At 70.7% G+C, this 15,645-nt stretch carries 17 protein-coding genes; 6 read left to right on the forward strand and 11 right to left on the reverse strand.

Annotation, left to right across the window (positions count from 1 at the left end):
- Window positions 1-47 precede the first annotated feature (47 nt).
- From ACFT9I_RS16255 to ACFT9I_RS16280, 6 genes are all read right to left on the reverse strand, one after another.
- The gene (locus tag ACFT9I_RS16255) at window positions 48-710 is read right to left on the reverse strand and encodes a SigE family RNA polymerase sigma factor (RefSeq protein WP_382564685.1); all 663 of its coding nucleotides are present in this window, start codon (window positions 708-710) and stop codon (window positions 48-50) included.
- A gap of 361 nt (window positions 711-1,071) precedes the next feature.
- Window positions 1,072-2,130 (reverse strand): aspartate-semialdehyde dehydrogenase, encoded by a 1,059-nt coding sequence (locus ACFT9I_RS16260; protein WP_382564687.1) that lies wholly within the window; start codon window positions 2,128-2,130, stop codon window positions 1,072-1,074.
- Between the two features lie 25 nt (window positions 2,131-2,155).
- Window positions 2,156-3,427 carry an aspartate kinase gene (locus ACFT9I_RS16265; protein WP_382564721.1) on the reverse strand — a complete coding sequence of 424 codons (1,272 nt, stop codon included), beginning with the start codon at window positions 3,425-3,427 and terminating at the stop codon, window positions 2,156-2,158.
- Between the two features lie 282 nt (window positions 3,428-3,709).
- Window positions 3,710-4,582 carry a hypothetical protein gene (locus ACFT9I_RS16270; protein WP_382564689.1) on the reverse strand — a complete coding sequence of 291 codons (873 nt, stop codon included), beginning with the start codon at window positions 4,580-4,582 and terminating at the stop codon, window positions 3,710-3,712.
- Window positions 4,583-4,641: 59 nt separating this feature from the next.
- Entirely contained in the window at window positions 4,642-5,535 is an 894-nt protein-coding gene (locus ACFT9I_RS16275; protein ID WP_382564692.1) for an aminoglycoside phosphotransferase family protein, read from the reverse strand.
- A gap of 64 nt (window positions 5,536-5,599) precedes the next feature.
- Window positions 5,600-6,046, reverse strand: coding sequence for a VOC family protein (locus tag ACFT9I_RS16280; RefSeq protein WP_382564694.1), 447 nt, complete (start codon window positions 6,044-6,046; stop codon window positions 5,600-5,602).
- A gap of 93 nt (window positions 6,047-6,139) precedes the next feature.
- Here ACFT9I_RS16280 and ACFT9I_RS16285 point away from each other — a divergent pair, with 93 nt between their 5' ends.
- Entirely contained in the window at window positions 6,140-7,114 is a 975-nt protein-coding gene (locus ACFT9I_RS16285; RefSeq protein ID WP_382564696.1) for a helix-turn-helix transcriptional regulator, read from the forward strand.
- Between the two features lie 8 nt (window positions 7,115-7,122).
- Here the strand turns inward: ACFT9I_RS16285 and ACFT9I_RS16290 are convergent, their stop codons facing one another.
- Window positions 7,123-8,160, reverse strand: a complete 1,038-nt coding sequence (locus ACFT9I_RS16290; RefSeq protein WP_382564698.1) for a hypothetical protein — start codon at window positions 8,158-8,160, stop codon at window positions 7,123-7,125.
- Between the two features lie 187 nt (window positions 8,161-8,347).
- Here ACFT9I_RS16290 and ACFT9I_RS16295 point away from each other — a divergent pair, with 187 nt between their 5' ends.
- The 3 genes from ACFT9I_RS16295 to ACFT9I_RS16305 all read left to right on the forward strand — a co-directional run bounded on the left by ACFT9I_RS16295 (window position 8,348) and on the right by ACFT9I_RS16305 (window position 11,169).
- Window positions 8,348-10,003, forward strand: coding sequence for an alpha/beta hydrolase (locus ACFT9I_RS16295; protein ID WP_382564700.1), 1,656 nt, complete (start codon window positions 8,348-8,350; stop codon window positions 10,001-10,003).
- 121 nt (window positions 10,004-10,124) lie between these two features.
- A complete protein-coding gene (locus ACFT9I_RS16300) occupies window positions 10,125-10,445 on the forward strand; it encodes a hypothetical protein (protein WP_382564702.1) in 321 nt (106 codons plus the stop codon).
- 145 nt (window positions 10,446-10,590) lie between these two features.
- Complete coding sequence (locus tag ACFT9I_RS16305; RefSeq protein ID WP_382564704.1) at window positions 10,591-11,169, forward strand: flavoprotein; 579 nt, start codon at window positions 10,591-10,593, stop codon at window positions 11,167-11,169.
- Window positions 11,170-11,198: 29 nt separating this feature from the next.
- Here ACFT9I_RS16305 and ACFT9I_RS16310 read toward each other — a convergent pair whose 3' ends face one another.
- A complete protein-coding gene (locus ACFT9I_RS16310; RefSeq protein ID WP_382564706.1) occupies window positions 11,199-11,786 on the reverse strand; it encodes an ArsR/SmtB family transcription factor in 588 nt (195 codons plus the stop codon).
- A 77-nt stretch (window positions 11,787-11,863) separates the two neighbouring features.
- Here ACFT9I_RS16310 and ACFT9I_RS16315 point away from each other — a divergent pair, with 77 nt between their 5' ends.
- On the forward strand, window positions 11,864-12,598 hold the full coding sequence (locus tag ACFT9I_RS16315) for a hypothetical protein (protein ID WP_382564708.1): 735 nt from the start codon (window positions 11,864-11,866) through the stop codon (window positions 12,596-12,598).
- 133 nt (window positions 12,599-12,731) lie between these two features.
- On the opposite strand, the gene ACFT9I_RS16320 is transcribed toward ACFT9I_RS16315, so the two are convergent.
- From ACFT9I_RS16320 to ACFT9I_RS16330, 3 genes are all read right to left on the reverse strand, one after another.
- Window positions 12,732-13,397 (reverse strand): DUF5063 domain-containing protein, encoded by a 666-nt coding sequence (locus ACFT9I_RS16320; RefSeq protein WP_382564710.1) that lies wholly within the window; start codon window positions 13,395-13,397, stop codon window positions 12,732-12,734.
- The gene (recR, locus tag ACFT9I_RS16325; protein ID WP_382564712.1) at window positions 13,390-13,989 is read right to left on the reverse strand and encodes a recombination mediator RecR; all 600 of its coding nucleotides are present in this window, start codon (window positions 13,987-13,989) and stop codon (window positions 13,390-13,392) included. Before recR ends, ACFT9I_RS16320 begins: the two co-directional genes overlap by 8 nt.
- 89 nt (window positions 13,990-14,078) lie before the next feature.
- Window positions 14,079-14,414 carry a YbaB/EbfC family nucleoid-associated protein gene (locus tag ACFT9I_RS16330; RefSeq protein ID WP_382564713.1) on the reverse strand — a complete coding sequence of 112 codons (336 nt, stop codon included), beginning with the start codon at window positions 14,412-14,414 and terminating at the stop codon, window positions 14,079-14,081.
- 283 nt (window positions 14,415-14,697) lie between these two features.
- Here ACFT9I_RS16330 and ACFT9I_RS16335 point away from each other — a divergent pair, with 283 nt between their 5' ends.
- Complete coding sequence (locus ACFT9I_RS16335) at window positions 14,698-15,504, forward strand: SLATT domain-containing protein (protein WP_382564715.1); 807 nt, start codon at window positions 14,698-14,700, stop codon at window positions 15,502-15,504.
- Window positions 15,505-15,645: the final 141 nt, after the last annotated feature.

Below are 15,645 nucleotides of genomic sequence, written 5' to 3' on the forward strand. Positions count from 1 at the left end.
GTCCGGCCCCTCCGGCCTTTCGTGGTCCTGGTCGTGCTCGTGCCCGCTCATGCCGTGGCCTCCATGGCGATACGCAGCGCCGCGATGCCCCGCGAGCCGTACGCCTTCACCGAGCCCAGGGATATGCCGAGCGTCTCGGAGACCTGCGCCTCCGTCATGTCGGCGAAGTAGCGCAGCACCAGCACCTCGCGCTGGCGGCGTTGCAGCCCGCGCATCGCCTTGATCAGCGCGTCGCGCTCCAGCAGGTCGTACGCGCCTTCCTCGGCACTCGCCATGTCGGGCATCGGCTTCGACAGCAGCTTGAGCCCGAGGATGCGGCGACGCAGCGCGGAACGCGACAGGTTGACGACGGTCTGGCGCAGATACGCCAGGGTCTTCTCCGGTTCACGTACCCGATTGCGCGCCGAGTGCACGCGGATGAACGCTTCCTGTACGACGTCCTCGCAGGAGGCCGTGTCGTCCAGAAGCAGTGCCGCGAGACCGAGCAGTGAGCGGTAGTGCTGTCGGTAGGTCTCGGTCAGGTGGTCGACGGTGGTACCTGTTGCCATCGCGTCGTCAGCGCCCTCGCGCCGGTCCGATATACCGGCCGGGCGCGCCGCTGGCATGGGAGCGATCACCGGCATACCACCGGGCCTGCGGGGTCGACGGGTCGGCCGCACCGAAGTGCCGCGAACCGGGACGACCGCTGTGAAATCGAGAACCTCTGCCACGCCTGTTGGACACGCTTCCCCCGCCCAGGGTTGTACGCGTTCGCCGCCGCATTTGACGATGCACCAATTGCCCTCATGCGTAACCGATCTCCCCCACATGCCCCATTTGCCCACGGCACCACACAGGGGCGACCGCATAGACGCTTCCGGCCAACCAGCGGTTGCAGAAAGTCGAAAGAGCATCGTCCGCCACCGGAACACCCCAGTTCAAGTGGTACAGACCAGCGATTTGCTCACAGGGCGTTCACAGATTCTACAAACCGTCCGGCGGCCGCCCCGGGCGGCTCCCCCTCTCCGGACCTCGTCGGACCTCGCCCGGACCTCGCCCGGACCTCGCCCGGACAACTCTCCCCAACCCCGGCTACGCCCGGGTGAATTCCCCGGCCACGGCCTCCGCGATCTGCGCGCTGTTGAGCGCCGCGCCCTTACGGAGGTTGTCCCCGCACACGAACAGCTCCAGCGCCCGCTCGTCGTCCAGCGACCGCCGTACCCGCCCCACCCACGTCGGGTCGGTCCCCACCACGTCCGCCGGCGTCGGGAAGTCGCCGGCCGCCGGATTGTCGAACAGCACCACACCCGGCGACGTCGCCAGGATCTCGTGCGCCCGGTCCACCGTCACCGGCCCCTCGAAGCGCGCGTGCACGGCGAGCGAGTGCGCGGTGATCACGGGGACGTGCACGCACGTCACGGCGACCTTCAGATCGGGCAGGTCGAGGATCTTCCGGGTCTCCTCGCGGATCGCCATCTCCTCCGACGACCAGCCGTCCTCCATGAGCGACCCGGCCCACGGCACGACGTTGAGCGCCAGCGGCCCGCCGAAGGGCCCGGTGATGTCGCCCACCGCACGCCGTACGTCCCCGGGGTTCGTCCCCAGCTCCGTACCGGCCACCACGGACATCTGCCTGCGCAGCGCCGAGATGCCGTCCTGTCCGGCGGCGCTGACCGCCTGGTAGGAGGAGACGACCAGCTCGCGCACCCCGAACTCGGCGTGCAGCGAGCCGACCGCGACGATCATCGAGAGCGTGGCGCAGCCCGGACTCGCGACGATGCCGCGCGGGCGGAGCCGTACGGCATGCGGATTCAGCTCGGGCACCACGAGCGGTACGTCGGGGTCCATCCGGAACGCGGCGGAGGCGTCGATCACGACGGCGCCCTGGGAGACCGCGATAGGTGCCCACTGGGCGGACACCGCGTCCGGTACGAGGAACAGCGCGACGTCCACGCCGGCGAGCGCGGCCTCGCTGAGCGCCACGACCTCGGTCTCCTCGCCCCGTACGGCCAGCTTGCGGCCGGCCGCGCGGGGTGAGGCGAGAAGGCGGATCTCGCCCCAGACGTCGGCGTGCTGCGACAGGATCTGGAGCATGACGGCGCCGACGCCCCCGGTCGCGCCTACGACCGCGAGCGTCGGCCGGCCGTTCATCGGCCCGCGCTTCCGCGACTTCTGATCATCGTCCGGTGCCTCCGTAGACCACGGCCTCGTCGGATTCGGTGTCGAGGCCGAAGGCGGTGTGCACGGCGCGCACGGCCTCGTTCACATCGTCGGCGCGGGTGACGACCGAGATCCGGATCTCGGAGGTCGAGATCAGCTCGATGTTCACGTTCGCCTCGGACAGCGCCTCGAAGAAGGCGGCCGTGACGCCCGGGTTCGTCTTCATACCGGCGCCGACGAGCGAGATCTTGCCGATCTGGTCGTCGTAGCGCAGCGAGTCGAAGCCGATCGTGCCCTTCGCCCTCTCCAGGGCGTCGATGGCCTTGCGGCCCTCGGTCTTGGGGAGGGTGAAGGAGATGTCGGTCAGCCCGGTGGACGCGGCGGACACGTTCTGGACCACCATGTCGATGTTGATCTCCGCGTTCGCGATCGCGCGGAAGATCCCGGCGGCCTCGCCCGGCTTGTCGGGAACGCCGACGACGGTGATCTTGGCCTCGGAGACGTCGTGGGCGACTCCGGAGATGATGGCGTGCTCCACCTGCTGGTCCCCTTGCGGCTCGTTGCTGACCCAGGTGCCGCGCAGTCCGGAGAAGGACGAGCGGACGTGGATCGGGATGTTGTATCGGCGTGCGTACTCGACGCAGCGGTGCAGCAGCACCTTGGAGCCGGACGCGGCCAACTCCAGCATGTCCTCGATGGAGATCCAGTCGATCTTCCGGGCCTTCGGGACGACGCGGGGGTCGGCGGTGAACACACCGTCGACGTCCGTGTAGATCTCACAGACCTCGGCGTCGAGCGCGGCGGCGAGGGCGACGGCGGTGGTGTCGGAGCCGCCCCTGCCGAGCGTGGTGATGTCCTTCTTGTCCTGCGAGACACCCTGGAATCCGGCGACGATGGCGATGTTGCCCTCGTCCAGCGCCGTACGGATGCGGCCGGGCGTGACATCGATGATGCGCGCCTTGTTGTGGACCGAGTCGGTGATGACACCGGCCTGGCTGCCGGTGAACGACTGGGCCTCGTGGCCCAGGCTTTTGATCGCCATGGCCAGCAGCGCCATGGAGATGCGCTCTCCCGAGGTCAACAGCATGTCCAGTTCCCGACCCGCGGGGATCGGGGACACCTGCTCGGCGAGATCGGTCAGCTCGTCCGTCGTGTCGCCCATCGCGGATACCACGACGACCACTTGGTGGCCGTTCTTCTTGGCATCGACGATTCGCTTGGCAACGCGCTTGATGCCTTCGGCATCGGCAACGGAGGAGCCTCCGTACTTCTGCACGACAAGGCCCACGTGCGCTCCTCGATCAGTCATGCCGCAGTCGTTCATCACTGCGGTCGGCTCAGTCTAACGAGCAGCCGCATTCCGCTTGAGGTATATCGCATCGTGAGATGTCCCGCTCACGCCTTGATCACCCAAGAAGGTCGTCCGAGGTCACCCAGGAAGGCGGGGCGGCTGCCCGGTGGACATCCATGCCCGGTCTGACGCGGACCACGCGGAACGTGGGCCGGGTCACACGCGCGAACCGGGCCAGTCAGCCGCGCCGACCACGCCGAGCACGCAGACCACGCCTCATCATCGGCCCAGACCCGGGATCCTCCAGAGCGACCCGCCGCCTCCCCCGAGGTCGGTGGCGTAGGCGTCGCCCCGCTCGTCCATCGTGAAGCCGACGGAGTTCAGGCCCCGGATGTCGGCGAAGTGGACCTTGCGGCCGGTGGCCGGGTCCAGGCGGGTGACCTGGTCCGCCACGGCGAAGTACACCTGACCGTCGGGGCCGACGGAAATGGACGTGGGCTCGTACGTCTCCGAGGCCAGGGTCTCGGTGGCGCCCGTGGCCAGCTTCGTACGGAGGACGCGCCCGGCCATCATGTCGGCGGTGTACGCGTTGCCCTTGCCGTCGAGCGCGATGCCCTGCGACAGGCCGAGGCCGTCGGCGACGACGCGGGGGTCGCGGCCGTCCCGTACCTCCACCAACCGCCCGTCCCCGCCGGTGACATAGGTGCTGCCGACGGCGGCGTCGTGGACGACGGCCTGGAGCGCGCCGAGCCCGGAGGCCAGGACCTGCCGGGCGCCGGTGGCGAGATCCACGCGCTGGAGACTGCCGCCGAAGTCGACGACGTACGCGCTGCCGCCGTGGACGTCGATGCCACGGAGATTGCCGAGCCCGCGCGCGACGACGGCGGAGGCGCCGGAGGCGAGGTCCACCTTGCGCAGGTCGCCGTTCTGGTACGTGACATAGGCGCTGCCCTGCCCGTCGGGCGCGACCCTGAGGGGTTCGCCGAGACCGCTCGCGAGGCGGACGCAGGCGGTGGACGGGCAGGCGATGGTGGTGACGGCGGGGGCGGGCGGCGCGACGGGGGCGGCGCTCGCCGGGATGCCGCCGGCCGCGACGAGGCCGCCTGCGGCGAGGGTTCCGGCAACGACGCACTGGATGATCTTCCCGATCACGGAACCTCCGTAAGAACGCCGGTGTATATGGAGGTATACGGCGGAAGGGGGACGTCCGTTCAGATCCAGATGTCGGTCGACACATCCGTCAGCTCATCGGCGATGGCCTCGTCGATCTGGCGTCGGGTCTGCGCGGCCACGCGCGGGTTGGTGGCCGCGTAGTGCGTGTACGCGTTCAGCCCGGTCGCCAGCGCGAACCCCCGCCCCCGCGCCCACGTGGCGTCGTCCACGCCGAGCGCCGCGCGGAAGACGGGTCTGGTCGCGGCGGAGAGGGTGGTCCAGGCGACCATCAGGTCGCAGGCGGGGTCGCCCACGCCGAGCCCGCCGAAGTCGATGACGGCGCTCGGATGCCCGTCGACGGTCAGCAGATTGCCGGTGTGGAAGTCACCGTGGAACCAGACGGGCGCCGCGTCCCACGCCGGAGCCGCCAGCGCGGCGTCCCACACGCGCGTCATGGCGTCGGTGAAGACGCCACCGGTGCGGGCCTTGATGGCGGTACGGGTCGCGTCGTCGCGCTCCACGAGCGACCAGCGGCTCAGGCCGTGGTCCTCGTCGGCCACGGTCGGCACTCGCTGAAGTGCCTTGAGGAACCTCCCGAGTTCGGCGGCGGCCCCCGCCGGATCGGCGAACCCGTCCGCCGTCGCGACGTCCCCCTCCAGCCACCGTGCGACGGACCAGTGATACGGATACCCGAACCCCGGCACCCCGAGCCCGAGCGGCACGGGCGTGGCCAACGGCAGCTCGGGCGCGAGCCGGGGCAGCCACGCGTGCTCCTTGCGCGCCTGCCCTGCGGCCCAGTCACCTCTCGGCAGCCGTACGGCCATGTCGTCACCGAGCAGGAAGATCACGTGATCGGACCCCCCGTCGGCGAGCCGCGCGAGCCCGAGCCCGCTCCACTGCGGAAATTGGGCCGCCAACAGCCTTCGTACGAGGTCGACTTCGATCTCGGGCACGCGTGCTCCCCCTCAGTCGGTCCGGGTGGTCCGTCCGGGTCGTCCGTTCAGTCCGTCCGGTCGATCAGTTCTGCCGATTCTGCCTCTGCGTGATGTTGACCATCCACGTGGTCCCGAACCGGTCCACGAGCGCGCCCGCCTCGTCACCCCACGCCTGCTTCTCCAGAGGCATGGTCACGGTGCCTCCGACGGACAACTTCTCGAAGTGGCCGCGCAGTTCGCCGTCGTCGCCGCCGAGGGAGACCGCGACATTGCTGCCCGGGTGGTACGGCACCCCCTCCGGCACGTCCCAGGCCATCAGCGTGTAGCCGCCCGGGGTGTCGAGCCGGGCGTGCACGATCTTGGCGGCGTCGGGCGCGTCGGGCGCGTCGGGCGCGTCGGGCGCCGCCGGGGGGCCGAAGTCCGCGGCCGTGCCCAGCTCCAGCTCGCCGTCGAACACCTCGTGGTAGAACTCCATCGCCTGCCGCGCGTTCCCGTTGAAAGCGATGTACGGGTTGAGTTGGGACCCCATCTGATGCTCCTTCGTGTGGGCGAGTTACGACTCCCGAGGAGCCTCCCAACGAATCACGACACCCCATGTCACGTATTCCTCTACGGTCTTCGTATGCGCGCCGATCGGCTGGTCTCACTGGTCCTGCTGCTGCGCCAGCGCGGTCGGCTGACGGCGGACACGCTGGCCCGCGAGCTGGAGGTGTCCACCCGCACCGTGCTGCGGGACATCGAGGCGCTGTCCGCGTCCGGCGTCCCGGTGTACGCCGAACGCGGCCGGCACGGCGGATTCGCGCTGCTGCCCGGTTTCCGGACCGAGCTGACCGGACTGAACCACGACGAGGCCCTTGCCCTGCTGGTCGCCGGATCGCGGCGCGGCGCGCAGGCGTTCGGCCTCGGCCCGGCGCTCGCCTCGGCCATGCTCAAGGTGGTCGACGCGCTGCCCGAAAGCCATCGGGACACCGCGGCCGGCGTGGCCGAGCGACTGCTCATCGACCCGGAGACCGACCTCCTCTCACGTCGGCTGGACGCCGAGGAGGTGCCTGGCCCCATAGCCGCCGAGGTCCGGCGCGCGGTGTTCGCCGGGCACAAGCTGCGCATCCACTACGCGGCGGTGGACCAGACCCCGAAGTGGCGCACGGTGGACCCGATCGGCCTGGTCACCGTACGCGACCAGGGCTACCTGCTGGCCACGCGATCCGGCGCGGACCGCACCTACCGGCTGTCCCGGATCCTGGACGCCGAGGAACTCCCCGACCCCGCGCAGCGACCGGACCGGGTCGATCTGGACCGGGCCTGGCAGGAACGCGGCACACGGTTCCGGACCGGCGGCGACCGCCAAGTCACCGCGCTGGTACGGGTGGACCCGGCCCGGCGGGAGGACCTGGTGGGCACCGCGCTGGCCGTCCTCACCGAGCAGACCGACGCGGACGGCCTGCTGCGGCTGGAGGTGACCTTCCAGGACGCGGGCCACGCCGAATGGGCGCTGTGGCAGCTCGCCATGAACGCGGAAGCCCTGTCCCCGCAGTGGCTCCGCACGGCCCTGCACGACCGCGCCACCGCCGTCGCCACCCGCTACGCGCCGCCGTAGTTCACCCGCTAGGGACCCCAGTACGCGGCCCGTACCTCCCCCTCCGCGAAGTCCCGGCGTGGCAGACGCAGGCCGAGGGACTGCTCCAAGGCGTGGAAGTACAGCTCGAACGTGTTGGTCAGTTCGGGGTGGTCCAACTCGGCACGGCGCACGGCCCTGTTGAGGAAGTCCAACTCACCGCCCCGCAGATAGGGGGCGCTGCCGCGCTCGTACCAGATCAGCTCCAGCACGCCCCAGTCGTCATCGACGCGGCGTCCGTCCCGTATGTAGTCGAAGGTGTAGATGGCCTTCGCGGAGGTGGCGGTGAGCCACACGCTCTCCTTGATCCCGAGCGCCGCGTACGCCTCCTTGTCGGCGAAGGACCCCGGCGGCGTGGCGTGGTGGAGCAGGAACGTCCACCCGCCCGCCTGCCCGAAACAGCAGCTCTCCCACTGGCGGTCCCAGTGGGCCCGGCCGCCGTCCACGGCCCGCAGGTCCCTCAGGCGCGTACCGGCCGCGACCTGCGCGGGGTCGGCCCCGTACAGCAGGGCCAGCCGCTCGGCGTCGACCGTGCGGCCGGGCGCCGCGCGGAAGAAGGCAAGCGTCGTGTACGGGTCCTGCTCACGCCAGGACCCGGCTATCCAGGCGAGCCCATCGAGCGGGTCGCGCCCGCACGCCTCGACCGGCCCCGTGTCGTCCAGTCCGCCACCGAGGAACCGTCTGCCCCACGCCGGATCGATCCGGCCCAGCATGTCGGCCACCTCCTGGAGGCTGCCGCCGCGCCGGCGCATCGCGGCCTCGGCGATCAGGTAAAGCGCCTGTTCGAGGTCGCGGGTGGCGAAGACCTCCCGGTAGGGACCGTGACGGCCGCGCACCGTGCCGTCCTCGTCCAGCAGCAGGCACAGGCCGCCGTCCTCCCCCTCCCCCGCCTCCTCGGCGCGCTCGGCGCACTCCTCCAGCTCGTCGTCCGAGAGCGCCACGGGCGGCAGCGCGACCTCGTCGAGCAGGGCGTGTCGCGCGGCCGTCCGCTGCCAGGCCTCCGAGAGCGTCCGCTTGGTGATCTCCATGGCGTCAATATAAAAGCGGGCACTGACAACCGGCCGACCCCATCGGCCCCTACGCCCTGGGGACCATCCACGGCCGTCACATCACCCCCAAGACGGAGGGGAGTTGGGGCCGCGCGGCCGATGTTCCCGACGTACGCCACCTGAATCATCGTTCCTGTCCGAACACGCGACCGGAAGGAACGAATACGTGCGTAGACGATGGCGACGATGGCTCGGACCCCTGTTGGCCGTCAGTGTCACGGCAACGCTGGCTCCCGCGCTCGCCACCTCGACGGCCACCGCCGCTCCGGCCGCCACCCCGTCGACCGCCAAGGGCTCTCTGGACCGGTACGTGAAGCAGAAGCCGCAGTGGAAGCGGTGCGACGCGGCCACTCCGGCGGAGTTCGAGTGCGCCACGATCAAGGTCCCGCTGGACTACCGGGTTCCCGGGGGCAAGCGGCTCGACCTGGCCATATCCCGGATCAGGAGCACCGCGCCCGACAAGCGGCGCGGTGTCCTGTTCTCCAACCCCGGTGGCCCCGGAGGGCAGGGGCTCTACATGCCGCTGGGGATGCGGGAGAGCCTCCCCGAGTCCGCACAGCAGAAGTACGACCTCATCGGCTTCGACCCGCGCGGGGTGGGAGAGAGCAGCCCGGTCTCCTGCGGTCTGAAGCCGGAGGAGGAGAACTGGCTGCGGCCTTACAAGGAGGAGACGTTCGACAAGGACGTCGCCTGGGCGCGCGACGTCGCGAACAAGTGCGAGGAGAAGGCGGGCGACACGCTCCCGTACATCACCACGCGCAACACCGTGCGCGACATGGATCTGCTCCGGGCGGTCCTCGGTGAGAAGAAGATCTCGTACGTGGGTTACTCGTACGGCACCTACCTGGGCGCCGTCTACACCCAGCTCTTCCCGGGCCGGGCCGACCGGTTCGTGCTGGACAGCGCGGTCGATCCGGCGCGCGCCTGGCGGGGGATGATCCAGTGGTGGGCGGAGGGCGCGGAGCCCGCGTTCGACCGGTGGACCGAGTGGGCCGCCGAACGTTCGGAGACGTACGGCCTCGGTGACACCCCGAAGAAGGTCGACCGGACCTTCTGGGACCTGGTCGCGCAGGCCGACGAGAAGCCCATCGAGCTGGACGGGTACCCGAACACCGGGGATGACATCCGGAGCGGGATGCGCGGGGCGGTCTTCACCCCGAAGTACGCCGCCGAGGGAGTCGTGGAGCTGAAGAAGGCCGCGGCCGGACAGCCCGCCTCCGCGAAGAAGCTCGCGGCGTTCACCGGTGGCACCACGGGTGCCACGGGTGCCACGGGCGCCACGGGCGCTGCCGCTGCCGCCGAGGTGCCGTCCGACAACATGACGGCGAGCTTCCTGGCCGTGGTCTGCGGCGACAACTCGGCCGCGTGGTCGAGGGATCCCGAGAGCTATCGGCGGGACGCCATCGAGGACAAGGGCCGTTACCCGCTCTACGGTGACTTCGCGTCCAGCATCAAGCCCTGCGCGTTCTGGGACAGATCCAAGGAACCGGCGACCGAGGTGAACAACAAGGTCGGCTCCCTGATCGTCCAGAACGAGTGGGACTCGCAGACCCCGCTGCCCAGCGGCCAGGCCCTGCACGCCGACCTGAAGGGCTCGAAGATGCTCACCGTCCTCGGCGGCGAGGGCCACGGCGTCTACCCGAACGGCAACGCGTGCACGGACGGCACGGTCACCGACTACCTGCTCACCGGCAAGCTCCCGGCGAAGGACGTGACCTGCCAGGCGACACCCGCCTCGAACGCGGAGGCACGGAAGAACCAGAAGCGGAGCGGCGTGCTCCCCGGCTCTCCGCTCGCGGAACGCGCCCCGGACCGCTTCTGAGCCCGGCCGCACCGCCCCGTTGAGGACGGGGGCGGGACCTCCCGGCGGGGTCCCGCCCCCCTGGCGCGTCTGAGTAGCCGGGCTCATGCGACGGGCGCCCGGGCCCGCTTTGATCGACACCATGAACGCCGCCGACCCGACCGCAGCGCAGGCCACCCGTCGACTCCGCAAGTGGGCCACCGTCTCTGCCTTGTTGCTGGTGCCCGCGACGATTCTGGCGGGAATCCTCGCCCTCACCGGCGAGCGCGCCGGCAGATGCCTCACGTACGGCGGCTGCGACAGCAACCCCGGCTGGCTGTACCAGGGCAGCCTCCTGGTCGCCGGCATCGCCTGGGTGACCGTCCTCTGCGTCCCGCGCAAGACTGTGGGCGGGACCGCGTACGTGGTCCAACTGGCCGCGCAGGGAACGTTCCTGATGGCGGTCGTCACGACCTACCCGTAGCGGCGGCGTACCGGAGGAAGCGCCGTACCCCCTCAGCTCTGGTCCGCCACCACCTTTGAGCCGGTCGTGTGGTCGGCGCGGCCGGTCGGCCGTCCTGCCGTGTTGCGGCACAGGCGAGTGAGCGGTGGTGAACGACTTTGGGGGGATGACAAGCACTGACACCCCTCCTCCCTTCGGCGGGCGCCTGCTCATCGGTGCCACCGGCTCCGCCGCCGTCGCCATGCTTCCGATGTACATCAGCGCTCTGCGCGGCGCGTTCACCGGGACCGTCACCGTCGTGATGACGCATACGGCGGGCATCTTCCTTCCCCCGCACACCGTCGGGTTGTTCGCGGACCGGGTGGTGACGGGGACGACCCCGGACGACTGGGCCCGGGAGAACCACGAGACCCTTGCCGCGGAACACGACATGATGGCCGTCCTGCCGGCCACCGCGAACATGCTGTCCGTCACCGCGACGGGCGCCGTACCGAACATGCTGTCCGCGACGATCACGGCCGCGGACTTCCCCGTGGTGTTCTTCCCGGTGATGGCCGGTGAGATGTGGCGGAAGCCCGCCGTTCAGCGCAACGTCGAGCAGGTGCGCCAGGACGGGTACCACGTCGTCGATCCGCCGTGGGGGCAGCGTTACGACGTCGGGCTCGGCGGGTTCGTCGAGACTCCCATGCCTCCGGCGCCTCCCCAGTTCGTCGAGGTCATCAGGGAGTTCATGCCGCAGCGCTGAACGCCCCCGCGGAAACGGCCGGTTGAGCGTCAGTCGGCGGGCAGGCCGAACCAGCGGAGGAGTACGGGGCGTGCGTCGTCGGGGGCGTCCTCCGGGCCGTGGGCGTAGCGCGCGAGCAGGGTCAGGTAGTCGTCGTGGAACGCGCCCAGCTCAGCCTTCGTGAGGTGGGTGAGGCTGCGTGAGCCCCGCATCCAGCCTTCGGACTCCGCCTGGCCGGCGGTGAACTGCCGCGCGAGCTCGACGTCCTCCTCCATCCTCATCCGGTCCAGCTCGACCGACATGGCGCGCTCGGCCTCCGTCAGCTCACCCTGCGGCGGTCTGCGGATGTCGAGGCCGCGCACCCCGCGCCACCAGCGCTCACGCCCGGTGGAGCGCTCGGGGATGTCCTCGACGAGGCCGCTGCCCTCCAGCACGCGCAGGTGGTAGCTGAGCGTCCCGGTGTTCTCGTCGAGGGCGGCGGCCAGGGTGGTCGAGGTGGCCGGGCCCGCCGTGCCGAGGTGGCGCAGGATGCGCAGGCGCAGGGGGTGGGAGAGGGCCTTGAGCACCTTGGGGCTGTCGACCGTGTGCCGCTCCGCGTCTTCCGCTCCCTGCTCGTTCGCTCTCCGCTCGTTCGTCATGGCAGCAGTCTATCCGAATCGCAGAATTTTCTCTGCAGAACTTCCTATGCAGAGAAAATTCTGCAATGCTGTGACGTATGACGCCGAACCGAGTGACCTTGAACCGCACCGTCCGCCGCTTCGCAAGTGCCGCCGCGGGGGCCCTGCTTGCCGGACTCGCGCTGGGTGCCGCACCCGCGCAGGGAGCCGAACGGGCGGCGGATCCGCCGGTGTTCGACTTCTCCGCCTGCCCGACCGCCGAGGAACTGCCCGCGGGCGCGGACCCCGGGACCTGGCGCTGCGAGGTCATGCACGCCACGGGGCATCTGCGCATGGGTGACGTCGACGAACCGCTCACCAAGCCGATGAAGATCACCTTCGCCGAAGGCCGGGTGAACGGTGAATTCCGGCAGGTCTTCGGGGAGATGACCGCCGCACCCATCCGGGTGGGACGCACTCCGTTGACCCTGACTCCGCAGTACGGCGGCTACTCGGACTTCCTGTCCGACGACACCCGGCGCGGCGAGTTCGACATCAAGTTCGCCATCGGCTCGGCGTACGGGCCGCCGGCCCGGCCGTCGTCGGGCTGCTCGGTGGGCAGCGACAAGGACGCGGTCCACCTGGTGCTCAAGGACACCGATCCCACCCGGGTGATATCCGAGGACCCACTGGTCGTCGCCTTCGGCGCCCAGGACACGGCCTTCGCCGCCCCGGCCACGCGGGGCTGCGGCCCCCTGAGCCGCGTGCTCGACCGGGCCCTGGGGCTGCCGTCCGCGGCGGGGGCGAACGCCTTCGACATGGATGTCACGGTGGGCATCCGGCCTTACCGGTGACCGGTGAGCCCGTCGATGAACTCCCGCGCGGACACGATCAGTTGAGCGTTGTCCGAGGCGACGCCCCAGTCGAGCGGGGATGGTCGGCGCGGGTCCGGGCGCCGTTCGGGCAGGCCTGAAGGATGCGGTGCCCCTACGCCGGGTCCGCCACCGGTCGCATGCCCAGCGTGCCCAGTTCCTCCGCCATCACCTTGCCCGCCTCCTCCGCCAGCGCGTCCTCGCCCAGGTCCTGGTCCGTGTCCAGGCCGTCGAGCTCGGGGAGGGGCTGGTCGAGGCGGACGTGGGCCACCAGGGACTGGAGGGCGCGGAGTGCGGCCGAGGCCGTGGAGCCCCAGTTGGAGAAGTACGAGAACTGCCACCACCACAGCGCCTCGGTCGTCCGGCCCGCGCGGTAGTGCGCCATGCCGTGGCGCAGGTCGGCGACGATGTCGGCCAGGTCGTCCGAGATACGGCACGGAACCGGCGCCTTGCGGGGCTCGTACGGGTCGAAGACCTCCGAGTACACGTCGATCGGCTCAAGGATCACCGCGAAGCGCTCGCGCAGGTCGTCGACGTCCGGCTCCGGGCCCAGGTCCGGCTCGTACCGCTCGTCGGGAAGGATGTCCTCGTGCGCGCCCAGCCGGCCGCCGGCCAGGAGCAGTTGGGAGACCTCCAGGAGCAGGAAAGGCACGGCGCTGTCGGGCTCGTCGCCCTTCGCGACCTCCGTGACCGCGACGATGAAACTCTCGACCTGATCGGCGATCTGGACCGCGAAGTCGTCCGGGTCCTGCGTGGTGGAGTGCAGCGTGGCGTCAGACATCGAGAAGTCGTCTCCCCTCGAAGGCACGCCCCAGCGTGACCTCGTCGGCGTATTCCAGGTCGCCCCCCACGGGGAGACCGCTGGCAAGGCGCGTGACGCGCAGGCCCATCGGTTTGATCATGCGGGCGAGATACGTGGCCGTGGCCTCGCCCTCCAGGTTGGGATCGGTCGCCAGGATCAGCTCGGTGACCGTACCGTCGGCGAGACGGGTCAGCAGCTCACGGATCCGCAGGTCGTCGGGGCCCACGCCCTCGATGGGGCTGATCGCGCCGCCGAGCACGTGGTACTTGCCGCGGAACTCGCGGGTGCGCTCGATGGCGACGACGTCCTTGGGCTCCTCGACGACACAGATGACCGTCAGATCGCGGCGCGCGTCGCGGCAGATGCCGCACCGCTCCTCCTGCGCCACGTTGCCGCACACCGCGCAGAAGCGGACCTTGTCCTTCACTTCGAGCAGGGTGTGCGCGAGGCGGCGGACGTCGGTCGGTTCGGCCTGGAGGATGTGGAAGGCGATCCGCTGCGCGCTCTTGGGACCGACGCCGGGCAGTCTGCCCAGTTCGTCGATGAGGTCCTGGACCACGCCTTCGTACAACGGATTGCCTTTCCTGGAGCGGTAGTTCGGGTCGCTGTGTCGCTGGTCGGCTCGTCGGCTGTTCGTACGGTAGTTGCTGCGGCGCCCCGCTAGAAGGGCAGGCCCGGCATTCCGCCGAGACCCTGGGCCAGCGGGCCCAGCTTCTCCTGCTGCAACTGCTGCGCGTTCTCGTTCGCCGCGTGGACCGCGGCGATCACGAGATCCGCCAGCGTCTCCGTGTCTTCGGGATCGACCGCCTTGGGGTCGATGACGAGGCCGCGCAGCTCCCCGGAGCCGTTGACGGTCGCCTTCACGAGACCGCCGCCCGACTGGCCGTCGACCTCGGTCGCGGCCAGTTCCTCCTGGGCCGCCGCGAGGTCCTGCTGCATCTTCTGGGCCTGCTGGAGGATCTCCTGCATGTTGGGCTGGCCACCACCGGGAATCACGGTCACTCCTGGCAAATCGACGTCGGATGTTCGGCAGGTCGAGCCTACGTGGTCACCACGCAGGCCGTCCTACCCCACAGGAACGAACTCTTTCGAGTGAGAGTGCCCGGCTCCTCTACCTGATCACGGCCCCCACGCGGGGGAAGCGCCCGGATTTCGGGCGCGGGGCCCACCATTCGGCGGTAGGAAGTGCGGTACGCGTTCGTATCCACGTAGCCGCGCATCCGTTCCGTTCCACGTTTCCATCTTCCACTCAGCCACGCCGTTACGCAGAGGAGCCCCGGTGAGCCAGCCGGACATGCAGCCCGGGGGGCCGGCCCGGGACGAGGGGGCGCGGGGTGCGCCGGGGAGTGTGAATGGGAGCGGGAGCGGGGGTGCTGCGGGGCCGGGGGCCGCGCCGTGGGGGGCCGTCTCCGGGGCCTTTCCCGGAGCCTTCCCCGTCGGGGACTGGAGCGAGCCCACGCGGCGGCTCGACGAGCTGTACCGGTGGGCGGAGGCGGGTGCGCTGCGTACGGTCGCCCGCTACCGCGCGGAGCGCGTACGCAAGCGCCGCTGCGCGCGGGCCCTGCGGGCCGCGACGGCGCTCGGCGTGGTCGCGGGCGCGTCGCTGCCGCTGCTGGACCTGACGGGCGTGCTGGGCGGGACGGCGACCGGCTGGGGGTATCTGTCGCTGCTGCTGGCCGCGGCCTGTCTGGGCTGCGACCGGTATTTCGGGCTGACGTCCGGCTGGATGCGGAACGTCGCGACGGCGCAGGCGGTGGAGCGGCGGCTGCAGGCGCTCCAGTACGACTGGGCGTCGGAGTGCGTACGGGAGGTGCTCGGCCCGACGGACGGCACGGCGAGCGAGGCGGCGGAGCGGTGCCTGGGGCTGCTGCGGAGGTTCTCGGAGGACGTCACGGAGCTGGTGCGGGCGGAGACGGCGGACTGGATGGTGGAGTACCGGGCCGGGCCCGCGCCGCTGGTGACGCAGTCGCTGGCGATGGGGGGTGCGGGGCGGGCGGAGGCCGGCGGGCTGCACCCGGGGCGCTTCCCGCTGCCGCCGGGGACGCGGCCGAACATGCCACGTCAGCGACCGCCGGATGTGCGGTAGGCGCACCTTTCCCCAATCCCGCCCCTTCCCGAAACCGGGGCAGGCCCCGGACCCCGGTCCGGTCCGGTAGGCGACGGCGCCGTGCCGGGTCCGCCCGGCGGTCGGTTCGTCCTCAATCGCCGGACGGGCTCAATGAGCCCG

The sequence above is a fragment of the Streptomyces sp. NPDC057137 genome, assembly GCF_042670825.1.
In the GTDB taxonomy this organism is placed as follows: domain Bacteria; phylum Actinomycetota; class Actinomycetes; order Streptomycetales; family Streptomycetaceae; genus Streptomyces.

Bases quoted from the DNA above. Each gene is read 5' to 3' on its own strand.
- ACFT9I_RS16260 (WP_382564687.1), bottom strand. From the start codon at position 2,130: ATGAACGGCCGGCCGACGCTCGCGGTCGTAGGCGCGACCGGGGGCGTC.
- ACFT9I_RS16280 (WP_382564694.1), bottom strand. From the start codon at position 6,046: ATGGGGTCCCAACTCAACCCGTACATCGCTTTCAACGGGAACGCGCGG.
- ACFT9I_RS16285 (WP_382564696.1), top strand. From the start codon at position 6,140: ATGCGCGCCGATCGGCTGGTCTCACTGGTCCTGCTGCTGCGCCAGCGC.
- ACFT9I_RS16290 (WP_382564698.1), bottom strand. From the start codon at position 8,160: ATGGAGATCACCAAGCGGACGCTCTCGGAGGCCTGGCAGCGGACGGCC.
- ACFT9I_RS16300 (WP_382564702.1), top strand. From the start codon at position 10,125: ATGAACGCCGCCGACCCGACCGCAGCGCAGGCCACCCGTCGACTCCGC.
- ACFT9I_RS16305 (WP_382564704.1), top strand. From the start codon at position 10,591: ATGACAAGCACTGACACCCCTCCTCCCTTCGGCGGGCGCCTGCTCATC.
- ACFT9I_RS16310 (WP_382564706.1), bottom strand. From the start codon at position 11,786: ATGACGAACGAGCGGAGAGCGAACGAGCAGGGAGCGGAAGACGCGGAG.
- ACFT9I_RS16315 (WP_382564708.1), top strand. From the start codon at position 11,864: ATGACGCCGAACCGAGTGACCTTGAACCGCACCGTCCGCCGCTTCGCA.
- ACFT9I_RS16320 (WP_382564710.1), bottom strand. From the start codon at position 13,397: ATGTCTGACGCCACGCTGCACTCCACCACGCAGGACCCGGACGACTTC.